This is a genomic window from Citrobacter sp. Colony219 (assembly GCF_019382635.1).
GTDB classification, from domain to species: Bacteria; Pseudomonadota; Gammaproteobacteria; order Enterobacterales; family Enterobacteriaceae; genus Citrobacter; species Citrobacter youngae.
Window position 1 is genome coordinate 2,751,251 of record NZ_CP080033.1, and the last position, 1,367, is coordinate 2,752,617.

A 1,367-nucleotide genomic window follows, 5' to 3' on the forward strand; every position below is an offset into this window, starting at 1 on the left:
GATCTGGTGAAATATGCATCCGTAGGCGCTACTTACTACTTCAACAAAAACTTCTCTACCTATGTTGATTACAAAATCAACCTGCTGGATGAAGATAACCAATTCTACACCCAGAACGACATCTCTACCGATGACGTTGTAGCACTGGGTATGGTTTACCAGTTCTAATCTGTCTCTGTCAGCCCGCTGGCAACAGCGGGCTATCCTTTCATTAATAGCAATTCTGTTTTATCCAGATCAAAACATTATATCTGTTGCGTTAAAACACACCTTTGATAGATGATATCTTGCATTAATACCTGTAGTAGAGGATATCTGCAATGAATCATCACCCCGTTAAATCATCCCGTATTGCATCCGTCGGCTATGACGAATCCTCTCGCACACTTGAAATTCGCTTTCATCAATTGTCTACGCTGCAATACCAGCATGTCCCCGCGCGTATTTTTCGTGATTTCCTGAGCGTGGTCTCCAAGGGCCGATTTTATGATGGGGTTATAAAAGGGAAATTTCCTGAAATCAAAATAAAGTGATGCCAAAATGTGATCTTTGTCATTGTACATAAAGTGCCATTACGCGGTAAGCTTTACGTGGATACTTAAACAGGAGGTTTTATGAACAGAACGATTCTTGTACCCATCGATATTTCAGACTCAGAATTAACTCAACGCGTTATTGCCCATGTTGAAGCAGAGGCAAAAATTGACGATGCGCAGGTGCATTTTCTGACCGTTATTCCGTCATTGCCCTATTATGCTTCCCTGGGACTGGCCTACTCGGCGGAGTTACCGGCCATGGACGATCTGAAAGCCGAAGCGAAATCTCAACTGGAAGAGATTATCAAGAAGTTCAATATCCCGACGGACAGAGTGCATGTTCACGTTGCTGAAGGTGCGCCAAAAGATAAAATCCTGGAGATCGCCAGGAAATTACCTGCAGATATGGTCATTATTGCCTCACACCGACCGGACATCACCACTTATCTGCTGGGCTCTAACGCCGCAGCCGTGGTGCGTCACGCGGAGTGTTCAGTTCTGGTGGTTCGCTAAGCTGTCTGGCCCGCACACCGTTGCGGGCTTTTTGTTTCCTCTCTTTTACCCCGCGATTCCTGACCTAAATGTGCTGACATTTTTCCCGCTTATCCGTACCATACACGCCACAGTTTTTATATCAGACTTTTTTAATACTTTCTCTGACATATGGCTGGAGGTTTCTATGTGTGGACGCTTTTCACAGTCAATGACGCGAGAAGATTATCTCGCCCTTCTCGCTGAAGAAGTCGAACGAGACATTCCATATGACCCGGAACCGATCGGACGTTTCAACGTGGCTCCAGGTACCAAAGTTCTGCTTCTTAGCGAACGTGA

3 protein-coding genes and 1 pseudogene are annotated in these 1,367 nt (G+C 45.3%); all 4 read left to right on the forward strand.

Going from position 1 to position 1,367, the window contains the following annotated elements:
- Window positions 1-168 (forward strand): porin (locus JTI85_RS21430; protein WP_255575597.1); only part of this gene is annotated, 168 nt, incomplete at its 5' end.
- Between the two features lie 152 nt (window positions 169-320).
- Window positions 321-533, forward strand: coding sequence for a KTSC domain-containing protein (locus JTI85_RS12255; protein WP_016153189.1), 213 nt, complete (start codon window positions 321-323; stop codon window positions 531-533).
- Between the two features lie 81 nt (window positions 534-614).
- Entirely contained in the window at window positions 615-1,049 is a 435-nt protein-coding gene (uspF, locus tag JTI85_RS12260) for a universal stress protein UspF (RefSeq protein ID WP_005126652.1), read from the forward strand.
- 166 nt (window positions 1,050-1,215) lie between these two features.
- Window positions 1,216-1,367 (forward strand): annotated as a pseudogene (locus JTI85_RS12265) (SOS response-associated peptidase); the annotation flags it as partial.